Origin of the sequence: Streptomyces sp. NPDC046931, assembly GCF_040644655.1 — a bacterium.
Taxonomy (GTDB): domain Bacteria; phylum Actinomycetota; class Actinomycetes; order Streptomycetales; family Streptomycetaceae; genus Streptomyces.
The window spans coordinates 97287-121332 of sequence record NZ_JBEYWX010000007.1 but is presented as its reverse complement, the minus strand read 5'-3'; the positions used below and the strand labels follow the sequence as shown (position 1 = coordinate 121332).

At 71.0% G+C, this 24046-nt stretch carries 20 protein-coding genes, 1 tRNA gene and 2 pseudogenes; 13 read left to right on the top strand and 10 right to left on the bottom strand.

Annotated features, from left to right (window positions below):
* Positions 1–89 precede the first annotated feature (89 nt).
* Positions 90–608 carry a GNAT family N-acetyltransferase gene (locus tag ABZ876_RS15810; protein WP_361780233.1) on the top strand — a complete coding sequence of 173 codons (519 nt, stop codon included), beginning with the start codon at positions 90–92 and terminating at the stop codon, positions 606–608.
* Positions 609–712: 104 nt separating this feature from the next.
* Here ABZ876_RS15810 and ABZ876_RS15805 read toward each other — a convergent pair whose 3' ends face one another.
* The gene (locus ABZ876_RS15805) at positions 713–2929 is read right to left on the bottom strand and encodes a DHA2 family efflux MFS transporter permease subunit (protein WP_361780230.1); all 2217 of its coding nucleotides are present in this window, start codon (positions 2927–2929) and stop codon (positions 713–715) included.
* Between the two features lie 185 nt (positions 2930–3114).
* On the opposite strand from ABZ876_RS15805, the gene ABZ876_RS15800 reads away from it, so the two are divergent.
* Positions 3115–4263 (top strand): peptidoglycan-binding protein, encoded by a 1149-nt coding sequence (locus ABZ876_RS15800; protein ID WP_361780227.1) that lies wholly within the window; start codon positions 3115–3117, stop codon positions 4261–4263.
* A 260-nt stretch (positions 4264–4523) separates the two neighbouring features.
* On the opposite strand, the gene ABZ876_RS15795 is transcribed toward ABZ876_RS15800, so the two are convergent.
* Together ABZ876_RS15795 and ABZ876_RS15790 are read right to left on the bottom strand one after the other, a co-directional pair.
* Positions 4524–5189: an HAD-IA family hydrolase gene (locus ABZ876_RS15795; protein WP_361780225.1), complete on the bottom strand. Its 666-nt coding sequence runs from the start codon at positions 5187–5189 to the stop codon at positions 4524–4526.
* 223 nt (positions 5190–5412) lie between these two features.
* Complete coding sequence (locus ABZ876_RS15790; RefSeq protein WP_361780222.1) at positions 5413–5994, bottom strand: TMEM165/GDT1 family protein; 582 nt, start codon at positions 5992–5994, stop codon at positions 5413–5415.
* A gap of 393 nt (positions 5995–6387) precedes the next feature.
* Between ABZ876_RS15790 and ABZ876_RS15785 the strand changes: the two genes are divergently transcribed.
* The 7 genes and pseudogenes from ABZ876_RS15785 (at position 6388) to ABZ876_RS15755 (ending at position 14151) form a co-directional block, all read left to right on the top strand.
* On the top strand, positions 6388–7032 hold the full coding sequence (locus tag ABZ876_RS15785) for an HNH endonuclease family protein (RefSeq protein WP_361780219.1): 645 nt from the start codon (positions 6388–6390) through the stop codon (positions 7030–7032).
* A 139-nt stretch (positions 7033–7171) separates the two neighbouring features.
* Complete coding sequence (locus ABZ876_RS15780) at positions 7172–8821, top strand: alkaline phosphatase D family protein (protein WP_361780216.1); 1650 nt, start codon at positions 7172–7174, stop codon at positions 8819–8821.
* Positions 8822–9619: 798 nt separating this feature from the next.
* Positions 9620–11587 (top strand): ABC transporter ATP-binding protein, encoded by a 1968-nt coding sequence (locus ABZ876_RS15775; RefSeq protein WP_361780675.1) that lies wholly within the window; start codon positions 9620–9622, stop codon positions 11585–11587.
* Positions 11588–12266: 679 nt separating this feature from the next.
* Positions 12267–12368, top strand: a pseudogene (locus tag ABZ876_RS15770) (NUDIX hydrolase); the annotation flags it as partial.
* A gap of 94 nt (positions 12369–12462) precedes the next feature.
* Positions 12463–12666, top strand: coding sequence for a hypothetical protein (locus ABZ876_RS15765; RefSeq protein ID WP_361780213.1), 204 nt, complete (start codon positions 12463–12465; stop codon positions 12664–12666).
* A gap of 242 nt (positions 12667–12908) precedes the next feature.
* Positions 12909–13358: a DoxX family protein gene (locus ABZ876_RS15760; RefSeq protein WP_361780210.1), complete on the top strand. Its 450-nt coding sequence runs from the start codon at positions 12909–12911 to the stop codon at positions 13356–13358.
* 184 nt (positions 13359–13542) lie between these two features.
* Positions 13543–14151: a VTT domain-containing protein gene (locus tag ABZ876_RS15755; protein ID WP_361780207.1), complete on the top strand. Its 609-nt coding sequence runs from the start codon at positions 13543–13545 to the stop codon at positions 14149–14151.
* A 112-nt stretch (positions 14152–14263) separates the two neighbouring features.
* Here ABZ876_RS15755 and ABZ876_RS15750 read toward each other — a convergent pair whose 3' ends face one another.
* The 3 genes from ABZ876_RS15750 to ABZ876_RS15740 all read right to left on the bottom strand — a co-directional run bounded on the left by ABZ876_RS15750 (position 14264) and on the right by ABZ876_RS15740 (position 15758).
* Positions 14264–14512: a DUF2277 domain-containing protein gene (locus ABZ876_RS15750; RefSeq protein WP_361780204.1), complete on the bottom strand. Its 249-nt coding sequence runs from the start codon at positions 14510–14512 to the stop codon at positions 14264–14266.
* Between the two features lie 41 nt (positions 14513–14553).
* Positions 14554–15141 (bottom strand): hydrolase, encoded by a 588-nt coding sequence (locus ABZ876_RS15745; RefSeq protein ID WP_361780202.1) that lies wholly within the window; start codon positions 15139–15141, stop codon positions 14554–14556.
* Between the two features lie 167 nt (positions 15142–15308).
* Complete coding sequence (locus tag ABZ876_RS15740) at positions 15309–15758, bottom strand: MarR family transcriptional regulator (protein WP_361780199.1); 450 nt, start codon at positions 15756–15758, stop codon at positions 15309–15311.
* 166 nt (positions 15759–15924) lie between these two features.
* Here ABZ876_RS15740 and ABZ876_RS15735 point away from each other — a divergent pair, with 166 nt between their 5' ends.
* Positions 15925–16263: a hypothetical protein gene (locus ABZ876_RS15735; RefSeq protein WP_361780196.1), complete on the top strand. Its 339-nt coding sequence runs from the start codon at positions 15925–15927 to the stop codon at positions 16261–16263.
* Positions 16264–16344: 81 nt separating this feature from the next.
* Here the strand turns inward: ABZ876_RS15735 and ABZ876_RS15730 are convergent, their stop codons facing one another.
* Entirely contained in the window at positions 16345–17763 is a 1419-nt protein-coding gene (locus ABZ876_RS15730) for an arylsulfotransferase family protein (protein ID WP_361780194.1), read from the bottom strand.
* A gap of 643 nt (positions 17764–18406) precedes the next feature.
* Between ABZ876_RS15730 and ABZ876_RS15725 the strand changes: the two are divergent.
* A pseudogene (locus ABZ876_RS15725) lies at positions 18407–18618 on the top strand (UTRA domain-containing protein); the annotation flags it as partial.
* Positions 18619–18786: 168 nt separating this feature from the next.
* Here ABZ876_RS15725 and ABZ876_RS15720 read toward each other — a convergent pair.
* Positions 18787–18861: transfer RNA gene (locus ABZ876_RS15720), tRNA-Val, on the bottom strand.
* A gap of 204 nt (positions 18862–19065) precedes the next feature.
* On the opposite strand from ABZ876_RS15720, the gene ABZ876_RS15715 reads away from it, so the two are divergent.
* Both ABZ876_RS15715 and ABZ876_RS15710 read left to right on the top strand, forming a co-directional pair.
* Positions 19066–19860, top strand: a complete 795-nt coding sequence (locus ABZ876_RS15715) for a DUF4097 family beta strand repeat-containing protein (RefSeq protein ID WP_361780191.1) — start codon at positions 19066–19068, stop codon at positions 19858–19860.
* A gap of 116 nt (positions 19861–19976) precedes the next feature.
* Entirely contained in the window at positions 19977–21362 is a 1386-nt protein-coding gene (locus ABZ876_RS15710) for a hypothetical protein (RefSeq protein ID WP_361780188.1), read from the top strand.
* Positions 21363–21390: 28 nt separating this feature from the next.
* Here the strand turns inward: ABZ876_RS15710 and ABZ876_RS15705 are convergent, their stop codons facing one another.
* A complete protein-coding gene (locus tag ABZ876_RS15705) occupies positions 21391–22512 on the bottom strand; it encodes an amidase domain-containing protein (RefSeq protein WP_361780672.1) in 1122 nt (373 codons plus the stop codon).
* Positions 22513–22704: 192 nt separating this feature from the next.
* The gene (locus ABZ876_RS15700; protein WP_361780185.1) at positions 22705–24000 is read right to left on the bottom strand and encodes a hypothetical protein; all 1296 of its coding nucleotides are present in this window, start codon (positions 23998–24000) and stop codon (positions 22705–22707) included.
* Between the last annotated feature and the right edge of the window lie 46 nt (positions 24001–24046).

Here is a 24046-nt window from a genome sequence, read left to right as displayed (position 1 = left end):
CACACGACCGGCCGCCCCGACGGGGGGCGCCTTACCGAGCCGCATATTCGGTTGCGGGCGCCTCCCCGGCAGTCCGGACAATGTCCGGCATGACCTGGACCGTCGCTGCCGAACCCCATGACTCGCCCATCGCCGCCGCACTGTGGCGCGCGTACTACACGGAGGTCAGCGACCGCTGGTACCGGCTGCACGAGGGGCGCTCGACCGACCCGGACGAACTGGAGCGCGAGATCGCCGCCGACACCGGCGCCCATCTGGCACCGCCCGGCGGCGTGCTGCTGGTGGCGCGGTACGCGGGTGAACCTGCGGGGACCGCGGGCGTACGGCTCACGGACCCGGCCACGGCCGAGCTCAAGCGGGTCTTCCTGCGCGGGGAACTGCGCGGCAGGGGCGGGGCCCGGCTGCTCGTCACCGCCGCGGAGGAGCACGCCCGGGCGCTCGGCGCACGGCGGATGGTCCTCGACACGCGCCACGACCTGGTGGAGGCCCGTGCCCTGTACGCCCGGCTGGGGTACGTCGAGACGGAGCCGCACAACGACGAGCCGTACGCGGATCACTGGTTCTGCAAGCCGCTGACCCCGGCCCTGGAGCCCGAACCCGGGGCCTAGAGATGCCGGCCGGGGCCCGGGTTGTCGGCCGGGGCCCGGGGGAGGCGGCCGGGGCCCGGGTTGTCGGCCGGGGCCCGGAGGGGGCGCGGCCGGGGCTGCCCGTCCTAGAGAGGCCGCCCCGGCGTCCTCGTCCTCGGGCCCGTCCGGTCGTGCGGGCGTTCCGCGTCGCAGCCGCACATCTCGGCGTTCAGTTCCTGGACCAGTTTGCGCAGGTCGGTCGGGCGGCCCGGCCCCCACCAGTCGCCGAGCAGCTCCGCCAGGGACTCCTCACGGGCCTCGCGCAGGCGGTCGGCCGCCTCCCGGCCCCGCTCGGTGAGGATCAGGTCGAGCCCCTCGCGCACCGCGAGGCCCCGCTCCTCCACCTGCCGCGCGGCCCCGAGGATGACGTTCAGCGGGACCGTGCTGCGCTCGGCGAGGATCGCCGGCTCGGCCCAGCCGTACTTGTTGATCCGCAGCAGTAGCCAGCTCGCACTGGGCAGCAGGTCGTAGCCCGCCCTTTGGGTGATCTTCTCGTACATCTCGCGCCGCCCCTGCCGCGAACCGATGACGGACAGTGCCCGGCACACCTCGTCGTACGACGTACGCTCCACCGGATTGCTCGCCAGCGTCTCGGTGACGTCCGGCGCCGTCACCGAGCCGCGCAGCTTGTCCTCGCGCAGGAACCACGCCAGGACGAAGCCGAGGAGGGCGACGGGGGCGGCGTACAGGAAGACGTCGGTGATGGAGACGGAGAACGCGTGCAGGACGGCGGGCCGCACGGCGGGCGGGAGGGCCGCGATGCCGCGCGGATCGGCCTTCAGGGTGCCGGGGGTGACGCCCGCCGGGAGAGGGCGCCCGGCGAGCGCCGCCGACAGCTCGCCGCCGAGGCGGCCCGTGAAGATCGCGCCGAAGACGGCCACCCCGAACGAGGCGCCGATGGAGCGGAAGAAGGTGGCACCGGAGGTGGCGACGCCGAGATCCCGGTAGCTGACGGAGTTCTGCACGATCACCACCAGGACCTGCATGACCAGGCCGAGGCCCAGGCCGAAGACGAAGAAGCAGATGCTCATCTGCGCGGTACCGCTGTACTCGTCGAGCCGGTGCAGCAGGAGCAGGCCGACCGTGGTGACCGCGGTGCCCGCGATCGGGAAGACCTTCCAGCGGCCGGTATGGCTGACGATCTGGCCGGAGGCGGTGGACGTCAGCAGCATGCCGGCCACCATCGGCAGCATGTGCACTCCGGACACGGTGGGGCTGATGCCGTGGACGACCTGGAGGAAGGTCGGCAGGTACGTCATCCCGCCGAACATCGCGAAGCCGACGATGAAGCTGATGACGGCGGCGAGCGAGAAGGTGCGCACGCGGAACAGCTTCAGCGGCAGGACGGGCTCGGCGGCCCGGCGTTCGACGAGAAGGAAGGCGACGAGCAGGACGGCGCCGAGAGCCGCCAGGCCGGCGATCTGCGGTGAGCCCCAGGGCCAGGTGTTGCCGCCGAGCGAGGCGATCAGAACCAGACAGGTGGCGACGGAGGCGATGAGGAAGGTGCCGAGGTAGTCGATGACATGCCGTTCCGCCTTCCTCGGGATGCGCAGGACGGCCGCGATCACGGCGAGGGCGACGATTCCCACGGGCAGGTTGACGTAGAACACCCAGCGCCAGCTCAGATGCTGGGTGAACAGTCCGCCGAGGAGCGGCCCGAGCACGCTCGTGGTGCCGAAGACGGCACCGAAGTGCCCCTGGTAGCGTCCCCGCTCCCGGGGCGGGACGATATCGCCGACGATCGCCATCGACAGCACCATGAGCCCGCCGCCGCCGAGCCCCTGGACAGCGCGGAAGGCGATCAGCTGGGGCATGTTCTGCGCCATGCCGCACAGCGTCGAGCCGATGAGGAAGATGACGATCGCGGTCTGGAACAGATTCTTGCGGCCGTACTGGTCGCCGAGCTTGCCCCACAGCGGTGTCGCCGCGGTCGAGGCGAGCAGATAGGCCGCGACCACCCACGACAGATGCTCCAGGCCGCCGAGGTCGCTGACGATGGTGGGCAGGGCGGTCGACACGATCGTCTGGTCGAGTGCGGCCAGCAGCATGCCGAGCAGCAGCGCGCCGATGGAGACCAGGACGCTGCCGTGAACGCTCTCGTCGGCGAGCGCGGTGCCCCGCCCGCCGAAGGGGCCGCCGGAATCGCCGGAGCCGCTGCTGGGCGTCTCCGCCCCGGTCGCGTCCAGCGCGTCCGACGCAGCCGTGGGGTCCGGCGCGCCCGTGGGGTCCGACACGCCCGCCGTATCCGTCTTGTCCGTCACCTCCGCCGCCTCTCCCGTCCCGCCCTGTGCGTCACTGGTCATCAAAGGCCTCCCGTGGACGGTCGTCGACCTCTGGCTCTCGTCCATCGTGCACTCCCATCGTGTCCGGTGCGTCCCATTACGCCCCGTTTAGTCCGGATGGGAAGCAGGGATTCCGGGGGTTCCTGGGAGATTCCGTGAGGGAGATCTGCATAATCGCTGGAACTCGTCGGGGAGGGGACCCACGCGTGAGCGGATCGAACGGACGGGCCTGCCCGGAGTGCGGGGCGCCGCGGCGGCCGGACGGTACGCCGTCGTGCGCATGCACCCAGCGGGCCTCCGATGCGTTCAGGGAAGCACGCACGGCAGAGGCGGCAGCGGCGGAGGACTTCGATCCGCTGCGGATTCGGCCGTATGTGGAGCTGGGGTCCGCGGCGCGGGAGGACACGGTGGTGATACCGCCGGACGGGACGTTGCGCCGTCCGGCGGTACCGGCGCAGGGCGGGGGATCCGGCACCGGGCCGGATGCACCGGATGCATCCGATCCGCCCGCGGCGGCCGAGGCGGGGACCGCACCCGTCGCGGCGGCCGAGGCGAGGACCGCACCGGGCGCGCCCGGCGAGGCGGACGCGGCTCTACGGCCTGGCTCCGTACCGGACGCGAACGGCGGGGCGGACGAAACCGTGCAGCTCGGCGCCGTACCGGACGCGAACGGCGGGGCGGACGAAACCGTGCAGCTCGGCGCCGTACCGGACGCGCCGCTCGGCCCCGAGCCCCCGGACGGCGAGCCGCCCCGGCGCCGGCGACGCGCCGTCCTGCCGGCCGCCGGGGGTGCGGTGGTGGCCGTCGCGGCAGCGGCGGGGTTCGCCGGCGGGCTGTTCTCGTACCACCCGCCACAGCGGGACACGGCACTGCCCGACGCCATCCGCGCAAGCGTGCCGGAGGGCCCGTCGCCGGGCGGGACCTCGGGAGCGGCGTCCACCACGTCCGCGCCGGCAACCGCGACGCGTACGACTCCACCACCGAGCACCAGCCCCTCGTCCTCCGCGTCGACGTCGAGTGCGTCGGCGACCCCGTCCGTCTCGGCCACCCCGAGCCGGACGACGACCGCGCAGGCGACCCCTTCCGTGTCGCCGAGCCCGGACAGCGGCAGCCGACGGAACCGGGCCCAGACCCAGGTCCTGCGCCAGGGCGACGAGGGCCCGGAGGTGGAGGAGCTCCAACTGCGGCTGCGGGAACTGAACCTCTACGTCGGCCCCGTCGACGGCGTGTACGACGACCAGGTGGAGAACTCGGTCCGCACCTATCAGCTCGCCCGCGGCGTCACCCAGGACGATCCGGGGGTGTACGGTCCGGCGACACGGGCGGCGCTGGAGTCGGAGACGAGCGAGCCCTGACGACGGCCACCGGCGGGGCGGGACTCCGGCCGCTCGATGTGCAGCCGGGATCCGCCGATACACGGCCCGGGCCCACGGATGTGCGCCCGAGTCAGCCGAGACGCGACCCGGGCCCACCGATATGCCACCCGAGCCAGCCGACGACACCCGACCCGCCCCACCGACACGCCACCCGACCCGGCCGACACCCGACCTGGGCCCACCGACACGCCACCCGAGCCGGCCGACACCCGACCCGGGCCGCGGATGTGCAGCCGGATTCAGTCGACGTGCAGCCGGATCGCACCGTCGGACGTGGCCTCCACGTGGACCTGGGTGAGGTCCCGGACCAGTACGTCGGGACGGTGCGCCCCGGCCCGGGGGCCGACACCGACCACCCGCATCCCGGCGGCGCGCCCCGCGGCGATCCCCGCGCCGGAGTCCTCGAAGACCACACAGTCGGCCGGGGCGACGCCCAGTTCGGCGGCGGCCTTGAGGAACCCCTCGGGGTCCGGCTTGCTCGCGCCCACACTTTCGGCGGTGATCCGCAGATCGGGCAGCCTCAGCCCCGCGGCGGCCATGCGCGCGGTGGACAGCGCCACGTCCGCCGACGTCACCAAGGCGTGCGGAAGCCCGGCAAGGGAGGCGAGGAACGCGGCGGCGCCGGGGATCTCGACCACGCCGTCCATGTCGGCGGTCTCCTCGGCCAGCATGCGGGCGTTGTCGGCGTGGTTCTGCTCCATGGGGCGGTCGGGCAGCAGTACGGCCATCGAGGCGTGGCCCTGACGGCCGTGCACGACCTTCATCACCTCGTCGCCGTCCAGCCCGTGCCGCTCCGCCCACCGCCGCCAGCAGCGCTCCACCACGACATCGGAATTGACGAGAGTGCCGTCCATGTCCAGCAGCAGGGCGCGGGCGGTGAGAACGGTGGTGGCCGTCATCGGCATGGCTCCAAGGCGCGAGAAAGGGGCCGGATACGCCCCTGGGACCGGGACAGGGGTATGCCCCACGGGACAAGGCGGCCCCGCCCGCCGGTCAGGGGAAGCGGGCGGGAGCCACTTTGTTCCTTCACGGTACAAAACAAGCCGACGTCACGCCACCGGCCCCCCGGAGCCTTCGGCACGCCGCCATCAGCCGTTCACCGTCCGGACACCGCCCCCACGAAGGCCGTCACGCCGCCACGGCCTCGAACAGGCTCCACACCCCGAGCCCGAGCATGAGCAGCGCCGCGATCTTCGTGATCAGCTTCAGCGGCACCCGCCTCATCAGCGCCCTGCCACCGACGATGCCGAGCCCGGCGACCGCCCACAGGGCGAGAACCGCACCGAGGCCCACCGACAGCGGGTCGCCGTAACGCGCCGCGAGGTTTGCCGTCATGATCTGGGTGAGGTCGCCGAACTCGGCGACGAGGATGAGCATGAAGCCCGCCGTGGACACCTTCCAGAAGCTCTGGTTCTCGGGCCGGCGGATCTCCTCCTCGCCATCGTCCTTCTTCAGGAGCAGCACGGCGGCACCCCCGAGGAAGAGGACGCCGGTGATCCCGTGCACGATCTGCTGCGGCAGCAGGGTCAGCAGGCTGCCCGCCACGACGGCGAGCACGACGTGCAGCAGGAAGGCGGCGGCGACACCGGAGAAGACGTACGAGGCGCGGTAACGGGTGCCGAGGACGAGTCCGGCGAGGGCCGTCTTGTCCGGCAGCTCGGCCAGGAAGACGACGCCGAAGACGAGCGCCAGGACGGTGATGCTGATCAAGATTCCTCAATCGGTCGGGGCTGCCCCACCGAGAGTGCTGCGAGCACGGCGACACCTCGGCACGGCAGCACACGGATCACCCGTGCCGTAGGGCACGGGCGTGCACTGCTTGCCGAAGGTCTCGCTGGCCGATCCTTTGAGATCCGCCTCCGGGCGCCGGCTCAGACGTGCTGAGCAGTGTGTCGACGGTCCGGCGAAGAGCTACTCCCCTTCTGCGCCTCCCATGGTACGGGACCGCCGGGCGGGGCCCCGGGGCCGTAAGACATGTCACACCCCTTGTTGCGTCATGTACCTGTCACTAGCGTCTAACCGAACGCACATCTCCCGGCAACACACGCCCGCGAGCATTCCCACGCTCGCGGCCCAACATCCCCACCCCACAAGGGAGTTCGCATGTCCAAGGTCTACGCGCGTCGACGCGTCAGCATACTCGCGGCGCTTACCGGGCTCATAGCCTCGGTCGGACTGTTCAACGGTCCGACCGCCTCCGCCGCCCTCCCCACCCCTGTCAGCGGGGCCACGGCCCGCAGCTACCTCTCCCAGCTCACCGTGGCGACCGAGAACCGCACCGGCTACAAGCGCGATCTGTTCCCGACCTGGATCACCATCAGCGGCACCTGCAACACCCGCGAGTACATCCTCAAGCGCGACGGTACGAACGTGGTCACCGACTCCTCCTGCGCCGCGACCAGCGGCAGCTGGTACTCCCCGTACGACGGTGCCACCTGGACCGCCGCCTCCGACGTGGACATCGACCACCTGGTCCCGCTCGCCGAGGCCTGGGACTCCGGAGCGAGCAAGTGGACGACGGCCCAGCGCCAGTCCTTCGCCAACGACGTCACCCGTCCCCAGCTGCTCGCCGTCACCGACAACGTCAACCAGGCCAAGGGCGACCAGGACCCGGCCACCTGGATGCCGTCCCGGACGGCGTACCGCTGCACGTACGTCCGCGCCTGGGTGCAGGTGAAGTACTACTACAACCTCTCGGTCGACTCGGCCGAGAAGAGCGCCCTCCAGAACTACCTCGCGAGCTGCTGACCCCCGGGCCTTCGCGAACCGCCGGACCCGGGCCCTCGCGAACCGCCGGACCCGGGCCCCGGCGAACCGCTGCTTTCCGGCCTCTCCCGCGGACCTCCGTCGTTCCGTACCGTACGGGGCGACGGAGGAGGAGATCGCCGTGGCGGGACTGCGTCTGGGACCACTGCTGAGATACGCGGACGGCTCGTCCGCGACCGTCTGGGTCGAGGCGAGCCGCCCGTGCACCGCCGAGGTGCGCTGCGCCTCGGGCGCCCACGGCGCCGCCCGCACCTTCCAGATCGCCGGGCACCACTACGCGATCGTGCCGGTGACCGGGCTCGCCCCGGGCACGGCGGAGGCGTACGAGGTGCTGCTGGACGGCGCCCTCGTGTGGCCGCCGCCCGACTCGCCGTTCCCGCCCTCCGTGATACGCACAGCCGGCCCGGAGACGGTCCGCGTCACCTTCGGCTCCTGCCGCTGGGCCGCCTCGCCCGCCGACGGGAAGGACCCGGTCGGCCCGGACGCGCTGGACACGCTGGCGGCCCGCCTCGCCGCCGCCCCGGACGCCGAACCCCCCGATGTGCTCCTGCTGTTGGGGGACCAGGTGTACGCGGACGAGACGTCCACCGCGATCCGCGACCGCATCGCCGCCCGCCGCGGCCTCGCCGATCCCCCGGGCTCCCAGGTCGCGGACTACGAGGAGTACACCTGGCTCTACCACGAGTCCTGGCTCGCCCCCGGGATCCGCTGGCTGCTGTCCACCGTGCCCAGCCTGATGATCTTCGACGACCACGACCTCGTCGACGACTGGAACACCAGCGCGGCCTGGCTCGCCGGCATGCGGGCGACCGCGTGGTGGCGCGAGCGACTGCTCGGCGGCCTGATGGCGTACTGGGTGCACCAGCACCTCGGCAATCTCTCCCCTGCGGAACTGGCCGCAGACCCGCTCTACGCCGCCGTACGCGAGACTCCGGACGGCACGGACGTCCTGCGCGCGTACGCCGCCCAGGCGGACGCCCATCCCTCCACCGTCCGCTGGAGCTACCACCGGGACTTCGGCCGGGTACGGGTGGTGATGCTCGACTCGCGGGCGGCGCGCGTCCTGGACGAGGACGGCCGGGCGATGCTGGACCCGGCGGAGGCGGAATGGTTCGAGGAGCAGGTACGCGGCGCCCGGGGCGTCTGCGACCAGCTCCTGATCGGCACCTCGCTGCCCTGGCTGCTCCCCCACTTGGTACACGACGCCGAGGTGTGGAGTTCCGCCCTGTGTCGCGGCGAGCGCGGCGCCCGCTGGGCCGGCTTCGGCGAACGCCTGCGGCAGACGGCGGACTTGGAGCACTGGTCGGCGTTCCCTGAGTCGTTCGCGGCGCTCGCGGACCTCGTCGCCGAGGCGGGTACGGGACCGGGGGCGCCGGCCGGTGTCTATGTGCTGTCCGGTGATGTCCACCACGGGTACGCCGCGGAGCCCACGTGGCCGGAGGGCGGTCCCGACGCCCGGGTCCTCCAGCTGACGTGCTCGCCCCTGCACAACTCCGTACCGCTGTCCCTGAGGCTCGGCTTCCGCTTCGGCTGGAGCGGCCCGGGGCGCGCCCTGGGCCGCCTTCTCCTCCGGCACGGTCGCGGTGCGCCCACCCGGTTCGGCTGGCGCCGGACGGGCGGCCCCTGGTTCGGCAACCAGCTCATGACGCTGACGCTGCAGGGGCGTTCGGCGTCATTGCGAGTGGCCCGCGCACGCCCGGACAGGACGGGAAAGGCACGGCTCGCGACCGTCCAGGAGTCCTCCCTGACCTCCGGTGACCCGGCGCAATGACCATGAGGCACAACCGGTACGCGTGTTTGCGGGGCGCGCGCGTGGAGCTGTCCGGTATCTGATTCCCTTCCCGGAGGGTGGCGTAAGCGTCGCCGCCGACCCGCAGTTGACCCGCGGGGTACCCGCGGGCACCGACTGCTCCAGGCGCTGCGGGGTACTGAACTCGTCCTCGTCGTCGACACCGTTCTTCCGCAGGTGTTCCAGCGTGGCGTTGACGATGGCCGCCATATGCGGGCGGTCCTCCGTGCAGCGCGGCGCCAATGCGTCGAGAACCTGTTGGTCCTGGCTGACAGGTCGGCCGTTCCCATCGAGGTCGGCCACTGCTCCGGCCCAGGCGCCGACGCGTCCGGACGCCGGCCGACAGCCCGGCTGCCGACTCCCCGACCACACCACGCCGCCTCCGCGGCGACGGGCGGAGTACGGGGCTACAGCGGGGCGATCACCGCCTGGAAACCTCCTTTGCCACAGGCGTTGCCGACGTGGGCGATCGGCCACCCCCACCCCCACCGCCCGACAGCGGCCCCATCGCGGCGGCCACGCGTTCGACCCCTTGCGCTGCCCTTGTGCTCCCTTTGCGCTCTCTTGCGCTCCCCTTGCGTTCCCTTGCGTTCCAAGGGCCCCAACGCGTCCGGAATCGAGTGCGTTCGAATCCCGCGTCACGTCGTTATGCCGTGCACCGCCGAGCCATCCAGGTGCGGCACAGCCACGACCATCGACAAGGGAGGAACGCCGTTGACATCGGCTGGAGCGGACCGCGACGCGCTCAAGGACGAGCGGAACACCGCGAGCGCTGACGGAATCTCAAACGCGGAGCGCGAGCTGTATGGGGGCCGGCTCCGCTACGACCAGTCCTTCGTGCGCCACGAGGGACCACTGACCCGGCTGTCGTTCGGATACATGGCAGCGGCGCTCCCACGCATGGTGGGCATGGTGCTGCGCACCGGGTGGACGACGGACCCGCGGGCACTGGCCGGGGTCGTTGCCTGCCAGCTCGGACAGGGAGTCACGGCCGCGTGGGGGCTGGTGGCGGTCAACAGCGTCCTCACCCGGCTGTTCGCCGACGGCCCGACCGCCGACAAGCTCGGCGACGCCCTGCCGTCGCTATCGGTGCTGGCCGTCACCGCAGTGGGTGCCGCGCTGCTGTCGGCGTGGTCGACGGCCATGTCGGGCCGGCTGGAGCCACAGGTGGAGCGGGCGGTCTCCGAGCGGTACTACGCGGCCGTCACCCGGGTGGAGGTGGAGGCGACCGAGCGTCCGGAGATCCAGCGGGTCCTGGAGGCAGGCAGGTTCGGCACCGACTCCGCCCGCAGCATGCTCAGGCTGTCGGTGGGCGTGGCCAACGTGCTGATCGGTATGGCGGCGGCTGCGGTCGTTCTGGCGTCGCTCCACTGGATGCTGCTGCCGATGCTGCTGGCAATCGCCCTGCCCAAGGGGTGGGGAGCGGTACGCTCCGCGCGCCGCGACTACGCCTCCCGGCTGCACTGGGTCGATCACCGGCGGGCGATCGCCTCCCTGCTGGCCTATCTGACCCGCCCGCACGCGGCCGGAGAGATCCGCGTGCACGCGGCCGGCGACAAGCTGCTGTCCAGCTATGCGGAGATGTCCCGGCAGACGGAGATGGAGCAGCGGCGGCTGGCCCGTGCACAGGCGTTCACCGACCTCGTCGCCGACGCATTGGCGGGACTGGCGTCACTGGCCTGTTACGGAGTCCTGTGGTGGCTGCTGGTCACCGGCATGCTGCCGCTCGCCGTCGGCGGGACCGCGGTCATCGCCATTCGCACCTCCACCGCCCGTCTCACCTCCCTCATCCAGCAGGTCAACCACCTCTACGAGGAGCTGCTGTTCCTCACCGACACCGAGACCGCCATCGAACTGGCCACCGAGCACGCCATCCCCTCCGCCGGAACCCCGCTGCCTCCCGGTGTGGACCGGGTGCGCGTGGAGAATGTGTCGTTCACCTACCCCGGGGCCACATCCCCAGCGCTGAAGGGAGTGAGCCTGTCGGTCCACCGCGGCGAGGTGACGGCCCTGGTGGGCGCGAACGGGTCGGGGAAGACCACCCTGACCAAGGTACTCGCGGGGCTGCTGGTCCCCAGCGAGGGAAACGTGTGGTGGCAGAACGAGGAAGGCGAGGGGGTCGGCATCCGTGAGGCCGACCGCGCCCAGGTCTTCACCACGGTGGGACTGCTCGCGCAGGACTTCCCCCGCTGGGAGATGACCGCTGCCGCGAACATCGCGATCGGCGCCGGCGACCGCCCACGGGACATGGACCGCGTCGAGGACGCCGCCCAGGCCGCGGACGTTCTCACGCTCGTCGAGAGCCTGCCGCACGGCTGGGACTCGATCGTCTTCAAGGGCTACGAACGCGGAGTCCAGCTCTCGGGCGGGCAGTGGCAGAAACTGGGCACCGCGCGGAGCTTGTACCGGGGTGCGCCGTTCCTGCTCGTCGACGAGCCGACCTCGGCACTGGACCCGCATGCGGAGATCGCCGCGTTCGAAGGGCTGTGGTCCCTCGCCCAGGACGGGCACGCGGTCGTGCTCGTCACCCACCGGCTGGCTGCCACCGCCAACGCCGACCGTATCTACGTCCTCGATCAAGGGCGGGTTGTCGAGGAAGGCACGCATGACCAGCTGATGGCCCTCCCGAACGGCCTTTACCAGGGCATGTTCACCCTCCAGGCCGCGCAATTCGGGCTCACGTCACCAGCCGCACAGCTCCCGCCGGCACGCCGTCCGTCCACTGCCGTCCAGGAGGAAACCCCGTGACCCCGTGACCCGGGCCACCGACACCGCAGAACTGGCCGCCCCCGGCACCCATGACGGCGTCCTGCTCGCCTCGACCATGGAAGCGCACTCCGATCATGGAATCGAGAGGCAATCGACCGACTCAGCTCAAAAATCAAAGGCGCATCGGCCAGCGCGAGACTACGATCTGAAGCAAAACGCGAGACCTGGACGGTACGGCATCACGAGGATGCCGGAAGGTCGCCCACAGGGGGAAACCATGCTGCACGAAGTCCAAACCCGAGAGCTCATGAGCGAGCGCATACGAGAGGCGGAGCGAGAACGTCTCCTTCGCGCGGTCCGGCTCCAGCGCCGCGCCGAACGCCTCACCCAGCGCGCCCGCCACGCCCTGAACGCCCTCGTATAACCAACCCCGGCTCACCCTTCCCCTCTCTGCGGGCCGTCACTGGACGATCAGTGACGGCCCGCTGCCCGTTCGAGGGGTGCCTTCGCGGCCGGACACGCCCTGGCGCCTACTCGCACAAGGTGTGACCTGGGTCAGCTGCGGCCGATGTTCCCCGCCTCGGGGCCCGTTGACTCAACAACAGGCTCCGGCCGCGCAGCGCGGGGCGGCTTCCACGACCCTGCTCCTGGAACAGGGCGTCGAACTGGTCATGCTCGATGAACTCCTCGGCCACGCAGCGGGGTCGAAGACCGCGAGATCCTGCGCGAAGCGCTCCGGCGCGAGTTACAGGAGGAGACCGGGCTACTGGTGCGCGACCCGGTGCGGACCGCAGTCCTGATGCACATCGCCTCCGAGGAGCACCCATCGGCGTTGGCCGTCGCCTTCGAGATCGACGATTGGTCGGGAAACGTCGCGCCTGGGACCACTTGGCCTTACCGCAACCTGGCGGCGGGTGACCTGCTGGGTGGTGGAGCGGGTGGTGCGGGTGTGGACGTTGCCGTCGTCGTCGAGCACCGCAGACCCCGCGCCACTGATGCTGAACTCCGGCGCCGCCCCGAACGACTACGACTCCGGCGACCACGTCAACCTCACCGCTGACGGATACAGCGCCATCGCCAACACGATCGCCCTGACCACGCTCGGACCCGACAGCTGAACAGCACAGAGGAGCATGAGGGTGGCCAGGCACCGCCGACAACGGCGGTGCCTGGCCACCCTCATCTCGCCTCGCCTGTCGGCGGCCCATGGCGGAAGCGAAGCCGCACACCGGGAGTGGAGTCGTAGAGCAGATGTTGAAGTTGCAAGCACAGTTAGGTGGGCCTAACCTTCGGCTCAGTCGGTTGCCGTCCCCTACCGGTCCGTTCGCGGACCGAAAACGAGACCGAAGGAGTCCCCCACATGACCGCACGTCTCAACAGTGCGCAACCCTATGCAATCGCCTTGTTCCGGATCGTAACCGGACTGCTCTTCGCCTGCCATGGCGCCGCCGACCTCTTCGGCGTCCTCGGCGGAATCCCGGGCAGGGGCGGAACCGTACCGGTCGGCGCCTGGCCGTTCTGGTACGCCGCCGTGATCGAACTCGTCGCCGGCGCCCTGGTGCTGGTCGGCCTCGGCACCCGCGTTGCCGCCCTGCTCGCGTCGGGCTCGATGGCCTACGCCTACTTCGACGTACACCAGTCGGCAGCCCTGTGGCCGCTCCAGAACGGCGGCGAACTGTCGGTGCTCTTCTGCTGGTCCTTCCTGCTCCTGGTGTTCACCGGCTCGGGCGCATTCGGTCTCGACCGTCTCGTCGCCACCCGTTCGGCCGCAGCCGACGAGAAGCCGGCCTCGCAGCCCATCGCCGCCTGATCCGCCCCGGCCATGCGCGCACGGTGACCGTCGCACCGTCACCGTGCGCGCCACACTGACCCCCGCCGCCTCTCCTGTCACAGCCCCCGCGTACGCTGTACGGCTGTCGAAAGGCCGCTCCTGCCGCTCCCCCGCGACATCGCGGCACGCAGTTGCCTACGGGGAGTCGGACGGGGAGTTCCGGGTGTTGGAGAGTGTGGGGTCGCTGGCCGGCAGCCCCTGGATCTACCCGGTGGTGGCCGCGTCGGTCCTGCTGGACGTCTTCCTGCCCCTGTTGCCCAGCGGCGTGCTGGTCATCACGGCGGCGACCGTGGCGGCCGCGGGTTCGGCGGTCGCGCACGTACCGGACATCTTCTGGCTCATGGTGTGCGCGGCGGCGGCCTCGGTCCTGGGCGATCTGGTGGCCTACCGCCTGGCCTGGCGCGGCGGCGCCCGTCTGGACCGCGCGATCGCCCGCTCACGTCGGCTGTCGAGCGCGCAGAAGCGGCTGGGCGCCGCCCTCGCCCACGGCGGCGGGGCGCTGGTGATCCTCGCCCGGTTCGCGCCGGCGGGCCGCTCGGTCGTCTCCCTCGGCGCGGGCGCCGCCCGCCGCCGGGCCCGCGAGTTCGTGCCCTGGTCGGCGCTGGCGGGCATCGCCTGGGCCGCGTACAGCGTGGCGCTCGGCTACTTCGGCGGCCAGTGGCTGGGGGCGAGCTGGCTGGCGACGGGCGTCTCGGTGGCGGCCCTGTTCGCGGCGGGAGCGGTCGCCACCTGCCTGATGCGCCGCCCGGTCCCGCGGGAGGAGCGTCCTTAGGTCGTCCGCGACCGGCGGCGGGCCGACGCGGGGCGCCTGTCTGCCGCCCGTCGCGGGGCGCATCTGCCGTCCCGTGGAGGGACACTTCACCCGCCGTCCCTCGCGCGGCGCCTCACCCGCCATCGGTTGCCGCAGGCGCGGCCTCGCGGGTACGGCCCCGCACCTCGAGGCCGGCCAGCAGCTCCGCGGTGGCCGCCGCGACCGCGTCCACGGCCCGGTCGAACACCTCACGGTTGTGGGCGGCGGGGGCACGGAAGCCGGAGACCTTGCGCACGAACTGGAGCGCGGCGGCCCGGATCTCCGCCTCCGTGGCGTCCTCCGGGATGGCGGGCGGGCGAAGCGTCTTGATGCTGCGGCACATGCGTCCAGTGTCCCTCGCGCGCCCGCCGCCCCCGCTCGGGGTCAGACCGCGTGGGTCTTGGCCAGCAGTTCCAGAACCTCGGCCGTCGTACCCGTCTCGCCGAGACGGGGGAAGATCCGCTCGACGCTGCCCCGGTGCGCCTCGGGGTCGGCGTCGGCCATCGCGTCGGTGACGAGCGTGACGTGGTACCCGTGCTCGTAGGCGGCCCGTGCCGTGGACTCGACTCCGATGCTCGTGGCGATGCCGGTCAGCACGATCTGCGTGACGCCGCGCCGGCGCAGCCGGACGTCGAGGCCGGTGCCGTGGAAGGCGCCCCAGTTGCGCTTGGTGACGTGGATGTCGCCGGAGTGGCCGGACAGTTCGTCGACGACGACGTCCCAGCCCTCGGGGAAGGCGCGGGCACCAGGCTGCCGCTCGGTACGGCCGGGCACGGCGTCGGATCCGTCGGGGGCGAAGGTGACCCGGACCAGTACGACCGGGAGGTTCCGGGCCCGGAAGGCGTCGGCCAGTTCGGCGGTGCGGGCCACCACCTCGGGGCCGCTGTGCGGCTGCGTGGGCATTCCGACGATGCCGTTCTGAAGGTCGATCACGACGAGGGCGGTGCGCGGGTCGAAGGTGGTGAGAGCCATGCTCAGGCCTTTCCGGGAACGGGGGCGAGGGAGGGCGGGCGGACGGGGCGGAGAGGGCGGGCGGGGCTGACACGGTCGACAGGATGGACAGGGTGGACAGGTTCGGCGTGGGCGAAGAAGCCGCGTCAGCGGCGGAGGCACCCAGCGCGCCGAGGTACCTGCACGGATCACGGGCGCGTGAGCCGTTCCAGCAGGGAGAGCGCCTCGAGGACGGTCCGCCGCTCGTCCGCCGTGTAGCGGTCCTGGAGGGCACGGGCCAGCCACTCCTGTCGTGCCTCCCGGTCGCCCTCGACGCGGTCGCGCCCGGCGTCGGTGAGGGTGACGAGCTGGCGGCGGCCGTCGTCGGGGTCGGGACTGCGCCGGATCAGTCCGTGCCGTTCGAGGACGGCGAGCGTGGCGGCCATCGACTGGGGACGCACACCCTCGGCGGACGCCAGGGTGCTGGCGGTGGCGGCGCCGCCCTTGCCGACCAGGGTGAGGGCGGATACCTGAGAGGGCGTCAGGTCCTCGTCCCCGGCGACCTCGCGAATACGGCGCCGCAGGCGGCTGAACAGCACCCGCAGGTCACGGGCCGCGCGAGCGGCGGACTCGGAGACACCTTCGGGGTCCTGGACCATGCGGCCACCGTAAACCCTTCAGGTGCGCCTGTCCAGTTTACCTGTACAGTTTCACCTGTGTATTGCCACGGGCATGGCGGGACCGGGGGCCCGCGACAGACATCCGTTCGAGTGATGTGAGTGAAGCGGCTCGCACCCGAAAATCGAACAGGCGTAGCATTGTGGTGTGCCTGCGAGCTATGACTTTCCGAGTGACCTACTTGCCGGCCAGGAGGAGCTGCATCAGGTCCGGGCAGAGCTCCTGGCCCTGCTGAAGCGGCTCCCCTGGTCGGTGGAACCGCTGGACGGATTCAGCGACGACAACGGCTGGCGCAGCGTGGAACGCCCCGCCTCCCCGGGCTGGACCGCGGACGAACAGGCAGAGGTGGAAAAGCTCCGCGAACGGGAACGGGAACTCGCCATCTTCGTCTCCTCGCACCGCTTCTGGGCGGAGGTGACCACCGAGAACAAGGTGGACGCACGGATGCGGCTGAAGCACGCCCAGGAGCACGAGCCCGAGGACTGAGACCGACAGTGGCCCTGGGCCCGTACTCGCCGACCAGCCGAGCCCCACCCCGCCACCGAACACGCCAGAGGGCGGGCACGCTCAGTGGAGCCGTGCGACGACCGGGGAGGACCTGAGGACGCGTCCCTTTGCGTCGAGGGCTCTCACCTGGAAGTACGGCCCCGGGGATGCGGTGGTGACGGCCGTCTCGAAGCCGGTCCGTCCGGTCCGGCGGACGACGACGGACAGGGAGTGGGGTGTGCGTCCCGCGAGGACCTGCCATGCGCGGGTCTGTGTCGAGCCGTTCCAGGAGGCGTAGACGACGGTGTTTCCGCCTGCGGCCCGTGCCGCCGCTCTCGGCGGGTAGTCGGGAGTGCCGACCCATTCGTTGCGGAACACCCGGTAGGAGAAGTCCGATGCGGGCATTCTCGCGTCGTAGAGCAGGTTCCTGCCGCCGTCGCCCTGGGTGTTCCCTGGTGCCGTGTACTCCGAGTAGTACGGGGTCTGGCCCCACCCGACGAATTCGTTGCCGCCTGGCAGAGCCTGTGTGTTGCCCTGGGTCTTCGCCTCCAGTGGCGGCCGGTGGTAGTAGGTCCGGTCCGCGGTTGCCTTCCGGGTGCGGAAGTCGAGGGTGAGGATCAGGCCGTGGGACTCTTGCTCGGGGGCACCGTCGGGCAGGTCGCAGCAGCCGTCGTCGAACATGCTGATCCGGTTCCCGGGACGGAAGCGTGCGTCATGCTGCCAGTAGAAGTCCGCGTTCCGGCCGAAGGTGAAGTCGCTTTTCTTCCCGCCGAGTTGCCAGCGGATCTTCCCGGACTTCTTGGCGACCTCGTAGATCGCCCACATGTTCCGGGCAGAGATCAGGAGTCGGCCGTCGGGGCCCTCGTCCACCGAGTTGACGTGGAAGGCGTCCCACACCCCGTCGGACGACGACGCGCTCGAGGCCGCTTCCTCGGAATCCGCGGGGTCGAGGTGGTCCAGCGCGTTCCACGAGTACAGCAGTCTCCCCGTGGCGAGGTCGGTCTCCTGGATCTCGCTGTTCAGGATGGCTCCGTTTGCGGCGCCCCCGTAGCGGGTGAGGTCCATGGGTACCGGTCGTGAGGCGATGAACAGTGCGGTGCCCCTGCGGGTCAGGGTGAATTCGTGCTCGTCCGGGTAGTAGCCGTGGTGCGCGAAGACCGTTTTCAGCAGGCGGTAGTGAGTGTCGTAAATGTAGTAGCAGCCGCCCGGTTCCGGGGCGCCCGCGGGCAGGTTGGTGTACCACGGGGGAATGGCCTCGCTTCCCTGCCACCACGTCAGGACCTGCTGGGCCTTGTGTGTGCGGGGGTCGCGGTAGGTCTGCACCTTGAAGTCGGAGTTCTGGAGATTGGTGGACGGCAGCGGCCGGAACCAGACCGGGTCGCCGGAGTCGTCGTCGATCAGTGCGCCGGTCTGGCCGACCATCTGGTCGGCGCTGAAGGGGGCGACGAAGATGCCGCCGGGAGCGGTCCCCGGTCTGCGGGTGGTCACCGTCACGCGCATGGGGCGCAGCGCCGGCTCGGAGACGAACTGCCATACGCCGCTTCCCGAGAGGATGGGGGGCGCAGTGCTCTGCGACGGGGGGAAGGGTCTCGTGGCGCACAGCCGGGATGCGCCCCCCGACAGAGTCGCCGCGGCCGGGGGGACACAGCTCGCAAGGACGCACACCGCTGCGAGCGCCATGGCTGCGACCGAGCGACGGGCGTGTGCCCGCGTCCTGAGAGTCCGCTGCTGACGCGCCACCATGGCCGCCCTCCCACTCCTGGTCCCGGCAGGGCCCCGGAGCCCTCGCCTGCGGTGTCCGGGTCACCGTAGAGCGACCGGACCCATATCTCCCGACGCCGAACAACCCACCGCGAAGCAGGCACTCGAACGGCTCAACCCGGGACCGCACCTCTTGGCCACGCCCACCCGCTGCGAGCAGGCCCGGTCCCGGTTCTTCGGAAGGGGCCACGCATCGATTCCGGATGCCGACGTCGTGATCAGAGCCGGGAGGGCGGACGTGGGCCGGGGCGCGCTCGCTGAGACGGTCAGCGGTGGATCTCTTGCCGTGTCCGGCACCGTTCTGGCTGACCGCCTCCGCCATCGCCGTGAGGACGACCCGGGAACCGGGGAGCGGCGGCGGACCGTGTACATCGGGTTCGAGCGGCCAGTGGAGTTCGCCACGTCGTATCTGCCCCTGGACATCGCCCCCACCGAGGTCAGGACGCTCCGGCCGGCTTCCGGTGCGCCCGTGATCCACCTGATTCGCACCACCTACGACTCCGAGGGGCGGGCCGTGGAGGTCTGTGACACGGTGATGGCGGCGGACGCGTACGTCCGTACCAGCTCCCGCCGTACCAGCTCCCGGCGACGTGATCGCATGAGCGACGGAGGTGCGCGGGGACGCGTCCCGCGCTTGGAGCAGCCTCCTCGCGGCCCGACCGGCACATGAGTGGCACGACGGCTGCGAGCGGCCGGGAAAGATCAAGGCCCAGGTTTCCGGGTTCTCCCCCGCTGACCTGGGCCTTTGGCATGTCCTGGGACTGGTGGGCGCGGACGGTTTCGAACCGCCGACATCCGCCTTGTAAGGGCGGCGCTCTACCGCTGAGCTACGCGCCCGGGACGAGTCGACAGCCTACCTTGCCCTGGGGGATGTCCTGCAAACGCGTATACGGAGCGGGCCGGGGGGTAACCCCACCGTCGATCCGGTGGTCCGCCGCATCCTCCCGGCGGTCCTGGATGCGTACGGTCGTAGAGCATCCAGCTTGGTGGGGCGTCCGGCTCCATGGGGCATCCGGCTTTCGGCTCTCGGGGGACAGTGTCATGACGCGTGCGGTGATGCAGACGGAACGTACACGCCTTGCTCGGCGTGCTCGGGCGGTTGTCTTTGCCGGTGTCATCGCGGCGCTCGGCGCGACGGTGGCCGCGTGCGGCAACGATGCCGGGGACGATCCGCACCCGGACCGGCGTTCCTTCGCGCTGCGCGGTCATACGCTCACCGTCGACTCCGACGACTCGGCGCTGGAGATCGTCCCGGCCGACGTGGACAAGGTCGAGGTCACGCGGTGGTTCCGGGGCACGGTCGTGGCGGGCGGGGACCCCCGGGTGACCTGGGCCATGCGGGACGACCGGCTCGTCCTGCGGCTGAAGTGCTCCGGACTGGTCGCGGACTGCTCCGCCAGACACCGGATACGGGTGCCGCGCGGGGTCGCCGTGACCGTCGAGGACGGCGACGGCAGCGTGCGGGCGCAGGGTTTCGAGGAGGCACTGAGCATCCGTACGCGGGACGGTTCGGTGCGGGTGGCCGACTCCACCGGGCCACTGACGCTGAAGAGCGGCGACGGAAGCGTTCTCGCGACGGGCGTGGGCTCGCGGCGGGTGGACGCCGAGACGCGGGACGGATCGGTCCACCTGGAGCTGGGGGCCGTGCCCGACCTGGTGCGGTCGAGCAGCCGGGACGGCTCCGTCACGATCGCGCTGCCGCCGGACAGGTACCGCGTGATCGCCGGCTCGCGGGACGGCTCGGTGCATGTGTCCATACCGACGGATCCGGCCGGGGCGCATGTGGTCGAGGCACGGACGGCGGACGGTTCGGTCACGGTACGAGCGGCGCGGTAGCCCGGCGGGAGACGGTGGTGAATGGGGCGCATCGCGAACCGACCACCCCGTGTGTTCGTCCTCAACCGGTGGGAGAATGACACCGGGCAGGGCGGATGACAGCACGGGAGAGGGATGTGACGGCCACACCATCACAGGCCACACCACCACAGCCGTGCACGCCTTTTGCGCCATGCGGGCCCACACCCGTCCGGGACGCTCTCGCCCTCCTCGCCCTCCCGCTCGTCGCCGCCCTGCTGCTGCCCGCGGCGTTCGCCGGGGGCGGGACGCGGCGGTGGTTCGGGGGGCGGGCCGAGGGGCTGCGGGCCGAGGCACAGGCCGCCAAGGACGCCGCGGCGGCCGCGTTCTACGAGCTCGACACCGCCCAGCGGGATCTGAGGATCTCGATCGAGACCATCACCGCGGTCGACGACTCCCCCGCCGCCCGCCGGGCCATCGCCGATTTCGAGGCGCTCGGGCGGCGCATCGACGAGGCCAGTCACCGGTATATCGAGGCCGTCGACGCGCACGACCTCGACCGGGTCGACCTCGAGGCCTCCGTGGCCTCCCGCGCACGGGCCGATCTCCTCGCCGCCAAGGACGAACTCGGCCGTGTCAAGCAGGAGCTGGATCGTTTCGGCGAGAGCCTGGGGCCGCTGCTCGGCAAGGCCGAGACCCAGCTGGCCCGGCTGGCCCCGGCCGTGGAGCGTGCCCGCCAGGCGCTGCTCGCCGCCAGTAACGCCCTGGACGGCGCCCGGGCCTCCGGGCTCAGGGCGGACGACCTCGCCGCCCGGCTGGCCGCCCTCGCCCCTGAGCTGACCAAGCTGAACCAGGGCGCGGGACAGCACGGCGTGGCGGGGACCCTGGAGCGCGCCGAGCGGGTCGCGCGGGAGGCCGAGGCCGTACGGGTGGAGGCCGCGCGGCTGCCGGAGCGGGCCGCGGAGATCGACCACCGGCTGGTGTCCCTGCGCACCCGGGCTCAGGCGCTCACCACGCGCGCCGGGCAGGTCGAGCCCGTGCTGAGCGAGTTGCGGCGGCGGTTCGCGGCCGCGTGCTGGCAGGACCTCCAGCAGGTGCCGGAGCAGGCCGCCGAGGCCGTCCGGCAGGCGGAGCTGAAGCTGAAGGAGGCGCAGGCGGCGCGGGAGGCTCAGCGCTGGCCGGACGCGACGTCGCTGCTGTCGACCGTACGGGCGCTGCTGAACACGACGGACGAGGCCGTGTCCGCCGCGGGGGACCGCCTGAAGAGGCTGAACGCCGTGCAGAAGGATCCGCATGCGGAGATCGAGCGGACGCGGTTCGCGATCCGGGACGCGCAGCGGCTGGCCATGACGGGCCGGACGACGCCCGATCCGCGGCACGCCCGTCCGCTGGACGACTCCGTGGCGCGGCTGGAGCGCGCGGTCACCACGCTGGAGGGCCGCCACCCCGACTACTGGCACTTCCTGACGGAGACGGAGGCGGTGCGGCAGTCGGTGGCCCGGGTGGTCGCGCAGATCCGGGAGGAGCGGGGGGCCGGTCACTGAGCCCGGCCCCCGCCCCGGAAGGCACCGGTCAGGTCCGGTAGGCGTAGTACGCCGCGGTGGGGTACGACGCGATGATGCTCGCCACCGACCTGTTGAAGGTGTTGGTGGAGTGGTACGTCACATAGGGCACGCCCTGCGGGCTGCGATAGGTGACGATCATGGAGTGGTCCTTGGACCCGTCCTTGTTGAAGTCCATCTGCAGCACGTCACCGACGTCCATCTGGTAGACGTTGGCGAGGCTGGTGACCCGCTTGGAGGACAGGGCGAACCACGAGAACTCGTTGACGCCGACGAACGAGTCGGACTGGATCTCGGAGTTGCCGAACCACTTGTGGAAGTCCGAGGTGTAGCCGGGGACATGCTTCCAGCCGCCGGCCTTCAGGGACTGGCTGACGAAGTTGGTGCAGTCGCCGCCGGCACCCTGCCCGTTGAAGTCCGGGTAGTCGGGGTTGTAGTGGTTCCAGTACTTCTGCGCGTACGCCGCCATGGCCTTGTAGTCGTAGCCGGTGGCGGAGAAGTTCTTCGGGTTGGCCGGTGCGGGCCGGGTGGTGGCCGAGCGGGCCGCCGAGGGCGGGCCGTCGTCGGTGGCGGTCATCGGTGCGGCGACGGCCGGCTTGGCCACCTGGTTCACGGCGAGGTAGCCGTCGTCGGTGTCCCGGATGCCGGTCAGCTGCCAGTTGCCCTGCCGGTCGGCCTTGAACGTCAGCTCGTGGTGGGCCTGGAAGCCGGTGGTCTTCGGCTCGGTGCCCTTGACCTTCGCGTACGTCAGCGTCGTGGTCTCGGTGACGTCGACCGTGGCGTGCCGGCCCTTCACCTGCGTGGCGTCCAGCTTGACGCTGGTGCTGGCCGCGCTGTACTTCTCGCCGAGCTTCGCGAGACGGGACTTGCGGCCGCGCAGCTCCGAGAGGGCGGTGCTCTCCTGGTGCGACTGTGCGCCGGACAGGCGCACCTTGCCGGAGAAGCCGGACGTCAGCTGGTGGGCCCCCGCCTCCTGCTCGCTCTTGCCGTCCAGCAGAGCGTTGGTGCGGTCGGTGAAGACCGCGTCGGCCAGCCGCTGGAAGGTGGCCTTGGTCGCCGGGTCCACCGTCGGGTCGTCGGTGACCGCCGCGCCCGCGCTCCAGTTGGGCACCAGGGCCACGCCGGCGACCACCGATGCGGCCGCCGCGGTGACTATGGTGGCGCGACGCCGCTTACGGCTCAATCTTCTCGATTTCAATGATGTTCCCCTCTACGCCGGTACTCCTACCGGGAGACGGCATCTTCGCACGGCGTCTGTGTCGGTTGTGAAGAGGGGATGCACAAGTGGAACGAAGGTATTACACGCGTCACCTGACCTCCGTGGTCACTTGACCACCGTCGGCCAGTCCGGCGACTGCGCCGGGTCCAGGGCGCGCAGCCGCTGAAGGGTCTCGGGCTTCTGCACGTCGAGCCAGTCGGCCAGTTCCTTGAAGGACACGCACTTGACACCCTTCTTGGTGCACACGTTCTTCACGACCTGGTCGATGGCCTTCATGTAGATGTCGCCGTTCCAGTTCTCGAAGTGGTTGCCGATGAACAGGGGCGCCCGGCTGCCGTAGTAGACACGGTTGAAGCCGGCCATGTAGGAGTCCACGGTCATCTGTTCCCACTCGGGGTACTTCGCCGGGTTGCCGTGGGTCTCACCGTCCGACTGGTTGTAGAGGAAGTTGAAGTCCATCGACAGTCCCTGGTACTTGCCGCCCTCGTACGGGAGCATCTGGAGCGGGAAGTCCCAGACTCCGTCCTTCTTGGCCGGCCATATCTGGAAGTCGCCCGGGGAGCTGGCGTCGTAGCGCCAGCCGTAGCTCTTCATGGCCTTCAGCAGGTTCTTCTGGCCCTCCAGGCAGGGCGCGCGGCCGCCGGTGACCTCCTTCTTGAAGTCGAAGGGCAGCGGTGGGACGTCCTTGAAGCCGGTGTTGGTCTTCCAGTTCTCGGCAAAGGAGTAGAACTGGTCGATCTCGCTCTTCCACTCGTCGACGCTCCAGTCGCCGCCGCCCTTGGCGCCGCAGAAGTGGCCGTTGAAGTGGGTGCCGATCTCGTTGCCGTCGTCGTAGGCCTTGCGGAGCTGCTCCAGTGTGGTGCGGATGTGCTCGTCGGTGGCGTAGTCGATCGCGGCGGCACCCACCGCGTGCTGCGGCGGGTGGTAGAGGTCCTTCTTGCTCTTGGGCAGCAGGTAGATGCCCGTGAGGAAGAACGTCATATGGGCGTTGTACTCCCGGGCCAGGTCGCGGTAGTGGGAGAAGAGCTGGTCGTCGCCCTGCAGGGCGCCGTCCCAGGAGAAGACGACGAACTGGGGCGGTTTCTCACCCGGTTTGAGCGGCTTGGCCTTCAGCGCGCCCTTCTGTGGACCGGTGTAGGAGGTGGACCCGTCTCCGATGATCTTCGTCTTGCCGTCCCAAGCGGGTTCCTCGGTGGCCTTGGCGCCGGCGCTCTTGCCTCCGCTCTTGCCGCCGCCGGAGTCGGCGGAGGCGGTCGCGGCGGTTCTGTCCGGCCGGGACACCGCCAGGAAGGTGATCGTCACGGAGGCGACGGCGAGGAGGACCGCCAGGGTGACACGGCCGTTGAGACGGGACGGACGGGAAGGGCGTGCTCGGCGGCGACGACTGTTTTTCGTAGTCATGGGCGGCTCGTTCTGCGAGGAGGGGCGGGCGCGTGCGATGTCTCGG

Bases quoted from the DNA above. Each gene is read 5' to 3' on its own strand.
- ABZ876_RS15810 (WP_361780233.1), top strand. From the start codon at position 90: ATGACCTGGACCGTCGCTGCCGAACCCCATGACTCGCCCATCGCCGCC.
- ABZ876_RS15805 (WP_361780230.1), bottom strand. From the start codon at position 2,929: ATGACCAGTGACGCACAGGGCGGGACGGGAGAGGCGGCGGAGGTGACG.
- ABZ876_RS15795 (WP_361780225.1), bottom strand. From the start codon at position 5,189: ATGCCGATGACGGCCACCACCGTTCTCACCGCCCGCGCCCTGCTGCTG.
- ABZ876_RS15785 (WP_361780219.1), top strand. From the start codon at position 6,388: ATGTCCAAGGTCTACGCGCGTCGACGCGTCAGCATACTCGCGGCGCTT.
- ABZ876_RS15760 (WP_361780210.1), top strand. From the start codon at position 12,909: ATGACCGCACGTCTCAACAGTGCGCAACCCTATGCAATCGCCTTGTTC.
- ABZ876_RS15750 (WP_361780204.1), bottom strand. From the start codon at position 14,512: ATGTGCCGCAGCATCAAGACGCTTCGCCCGCCCGCCATCCCGGAGGAC.
- ABZ876_RS15745 (WP_361780202.1), bottom strand. From the start codon at position 15,141: ATGGCTCTCACCACCTTCGACCCGCGCACCGCCCTCGTCGTGATCGAC.
- ABZ876_RS15740 (WP_361780199.1), bottom strand. From the start codon at position 15,758: ATGGTCCAGGACCCCGAAGGTGTCTCCGAGTCCGCCGCTCGCGCGGCC.
- ABZ876_RS15730 (WP_361780194.1), bottom strand. From the start codon at position 17,763: ATGCGCGTGACGGTGACCACCCGCAGACCGGGGACCGCTCCCGGCGGC.
- ABZ876_RS15715 (WP_361780191.1), top strand. From the start codon at position 19,066: ATGACGCGTGCGGTGATGCAGACGGAACGTACACGCCTTGCTCGGCGT.
- ABZ876_RS15700 (WP_361780185.1), bottom strand. From the start codon at position 24,000: ATGACTACGAAAAACAGTCGTCGCCGCCGAGCACGCCCTTCCCGTCCG.